At 73.1% G+C, this 3,434-nt stretch carries 4 protein-coding genes; all 4 read right to left on the bottom strand.

Translation table 11 applies throughout. From position 1 onward, the window contains the following. On the bottom strand, positions 1-744 hold a 744-nt coding region (locus VJR25_RS03980), incomplete at its 3' end, for an aminotransferase class III-fold pyridoxal phosphate-dependent enzyme (protein ID WP_324112751.1). Positions 745-812: 68 nt separating this feature from the next. Then, positions 813-1,787, bottom strand: a complete 975-nt coding sequence (gene hemB, locus VJR25_RS03975; RefSeq protein ID WP_324112748.1) for a porphobilinogen synthase — start codon at positions 1,785-1,787, stop codon at positions 813-815. After that, positions 1,784-2,602 carry a uroporphyrinogen-III synthase gene (locus VJR25_RS03970; RefSeq protein WP_324112746.1) on the bottom strand — a complete coding sequence of 273 codons (819 nt, stop codon included), beginning with the start codon at positions 2,600-2,602 and terminating at the stop codon, positions 1,784-1,786. Before VJR25_RS03970 ends, hemB begins: the two co-directional genes overlap by 4 nt. Next, the coding region (gene hemC / locus VJR25_RS03965; RefSeq protein WP_324112744.1) for a hydroxymethylbilane synthase at positions 2,599-3,434 on the bottom strand (836 nt) is incomplete at its 5' end. The genes VJR25_RS03970 and hemC, both read right to left, overlap by 4 nt.

The raw sequence follows: 3,434 nt of genomic DNA, 5'->3' as shown, positions 1-3,434 counted from the left end.
GCCGGTGAGCACCTCGTCGAGGATGAGGAGGGCGCCGTGCGCGTGCGCGATGTCCGCGAGCGCGGCGTTGAAGCCGGGCAGCGGCGCCACGATGCCCATGTTCGCGGCGGCTGCCTCGACGATGACGGCCGCGATGCGGTCGCCGTGGACCGCGAACGCTTCCCGCACCGCGTCGAGGTCGTTGTACGGCAGAACGAGGGTCTGCGCGGCGATCGGTGCGGGGACGCCGGCGGAGCCGGGGAGGGCGAGGGTCGCGACGCCCGAGCCCGCCGCGGCGAGCAGGCCGTCGGAGTGGCCGTGGTAGTGCCCGGCGAACTTCACCAGCAGGTCGCGGCCGGTGTAGCCACGGGCGAGGCGGATGGCCGTCATGGTCGCTTCCGTGCCCGTCGAGACGAGGCGCACCCGGTCGATCGGATGCTGGTCGGCCGACACCACGCGACCGGCGATCAGCTCGGCGAGCTCCACCTCGCCCTCGGTCGGGGCGCCGAACGACAGGCCGCGCGCAGCGGCATCCTGAACCACCTCGACCACCTGGGGGTGCGCGTGGCCGATGAGGGCGGGCCCCCACGACGCGACCAGGTCGATGTAGGTGCGCCCGGCGGCGTCCGTGATCGTCGCGCCCTGCGCGCTCGTCACGAACCGGGGCGCCCCACCCACCGACCCGTACGCGCGCACCGGCGAGTTCACCCCGCCCGGGATGACCCGTCGGGCCTTGTCGAACAGGGTGTCGTTGCGGTCGATCATCGGTCTCTCTCGTGTCGCCGCGTTTCGTCTCGCTTCGCTCGCTCAACGACCGCGGAAATGGGAGCTGCTCAGCGCAGCCAGCGGGCGGCCTCGGCGGCCCAGTAGGTCAGGGTGACGTCGGCGCCGGCGCGGCGGATCGCGGTGAGCGACTCGAGGATGGCGCCACGTCGGTCGATCCAGCCGTTCGCCGCGGCCGCTTCGACCATCGCGTACTCGCCGGACACCTGGTACGCCCACACCGGCACGTCGACGGACGCCCGCACGTCGGCGAGCACGTCGAGGTACGGCAGCGCGGGCTTGACCATGACGATGTCGGCGCCCTCCTCGACGTCGAGCAGCGCCTCCCGGATGCCCTCGCGGCCGTTGCCGGGATCCATCTGGTAGGTGCGGCGGTCGCCCTTCAGCTGCGAGTCGACGGCCTCGCGGAACGGTCCGTAGAACGCGCCCGCGTACTTGGCGGAGTACGCGAGGATCAGCGTGTCGGTGAAGCCCTCGGCATCCAGCGCGGCGCGCACATGCCCGACCTGGCCGTCCATCATGCCGGAAAGGCCCAGCATGGCCGACCCGGCGCGGGCCTGCGCCAGCGCCATGGCGGCGTACCGCTCCAGGGTGGCGTCGTTGTCGACGGATCCGTCGGCGGCGAGCACCCCGCAGTGGCCGTGGTCGGTGAACTCGTCCAGGCACAGGTCGGTCTGCACGACGAGCGCGTCGCCGACCTCCTGTGCGAGCGCGGCCGTGGCGACGTTCAGGATGCCGTCCGGGTCGTCCGCGCCGGAGCCGGTCGCATCCCGCACCGCGGGCACGCCGAACAGCATCACGCCGCCGACACCGGCCTCCGCGGCATCCGTCGCGGCCCGCCGCAGGGAGTCCATGGTGTGCTGCACGACCCCGGGCATCGAGCTGATCGGCGACGGCTCGGCGAGCCCTTCGCGCACGAACAGCGGCAGCACGAGCCGGCGCGGCACGACGTCGGTCTCGCTGACGAGCCGTCGCACGGCGGGCGACTGGCGCAGACGGCGGGGGCGGTGCACGGGGAAGCTCATGAGGGGTCCTTCGGGGTGAAGCGGCCGACCGCGTCGATGAGGGAGCCGATCGTCTGCTTGGCGGCGACCGCGTCCACCCGAAGGCCGATGCGAGCGGCATCCTGCTCGGTGCGCGGCCCGATGGCGGCGACGATCGTGCTGTCGGGGATGTGCGGGAACTGGGCCCGCACCTGCTCGGCGACCGAGCCGCTCGTGACGAGGATCGCGTTGATGCGGCCGGATGCCACGTCCTCGGCGATGCGCTCGGTGACCGGCACTCCGACGGTGCGATAGGCGACCACGCTGCGGACGCGGTGCCCGGCGTCGATCAGCCGCCGGGTGAGCACGGGCTTCGCGATCTCGCTGCGCAGGGTCAGGATGTCGCGCGGTTCCGGCTCGATCGCGAGGAGCTCGTCGGCCATGCCGGAGGCCGAGTTGTCCTTCTCGGGCACCAGGTCGACCTTGTAGCCGACGGCCTGCAGCGCGGCCGCGGTGGTCTCGCCGACCGCGGCGACCCTGGTGTGCGCGGGGATCACGGCCCGGTAGGCGAACAGCACGTCGACCGTGGTCGCGGAGGTCATCGTCAGCCAGTCGAAACGGCCCTCGGCGAGATCGTTCAGCGCGGCCTCGAGGGTGGGCAGATCCTCGGTGGGCGCGAAGTTGATGAGAGGTGCGATCACCGGCACGGCCCCCTGCGCCCGCAGGGTCGCCGCGACGCTGTCTCCCCACGGTCCGCCACGGGGCACGAGCACCCGCCAGCCGGCGAGCGGCTTGGGTGCGTTCGCAGCGGAACCTTGCACGTCAGAGCTGAAGTGCGAGCGGGGAGGTGTGTTCATGGGGTCGACTCTCGTGGTACCAAGTCGGCCGCCCCACGATCGAGCAGCCGACGGGCGACATCGAACCCCATGCGCTGTGCACGCGTCGGGTTCGCGCCGTCGACAGCATCCGCGCCGTTGCCACTGCCAGATTCCCGAGCATACGCCTCAGTCAGGGCGAAGGTCCGGTCCTCCCCGATCCGCCGCCCGCCGTCGCGCGCGTAGACGATCGCGCGGATGCGCAGGCCGTCGCCGACCACCGACGAGTGCACGCCGACCGGGGCGGCGCACCCGCCGTCGAGGGCGGCGAGCACGGCCCGCTCCGCCGTGATCGCGGTGCGGGTGGCGTCATCGTCGAGCGCGGCGACGATCGCCACGAGTTCGGAATCCTCGCGCACCTCGACGGCGAGTGAGCCCTGCCCGGGAGCCGTCGGCCACTCCGCGAGGCCGAGCTCCTCGACCTGCAGGCCCTTCAGCGGATCCGCGTCGCCCAGCCGGTTCAGGCCGGCGGCGGCGAGGATGACGGCATCCAGCTCGCCGCTGCGCACCCGGCCGAGCCGGGAGTCGACGTTGCCGCGGAGGTCGGCGACCGAGACCCGCGGGTTGAACTGGTGCACCTGGGCGATGCGACGCGGCGACCCGGTGCCGACGGTGCCGTGCAGGTCGGCGAGCGACGTGCCGTCCCGGGTGATGACGACGTCGCGGGCATCCTGCCGCACCGGCGTCGCCGCGATCACGAGCCCCGGCGCGGGCGCGGTGGGCAGATCCTTCAGGGAGTGCACGAGCACATCGCACTCCCCCGCCAGCAGGGCTTCGCGCAGGCGGGTCGCGAACACGCCGCGCCCGCCGAGCG

This window comes from Microbacterium sp. (assembly GCF_035277845.1).
Classification (GTDB): Bacteria; Actinomycetota; Actinomycetes; order Actinomycetales; family Microbacteriaceae; genus Microbacterium.
Note: the sequence above shows the minus strand (reverse complement) of the source record. Positions and strands in the feature narration are given on the sequence as shown.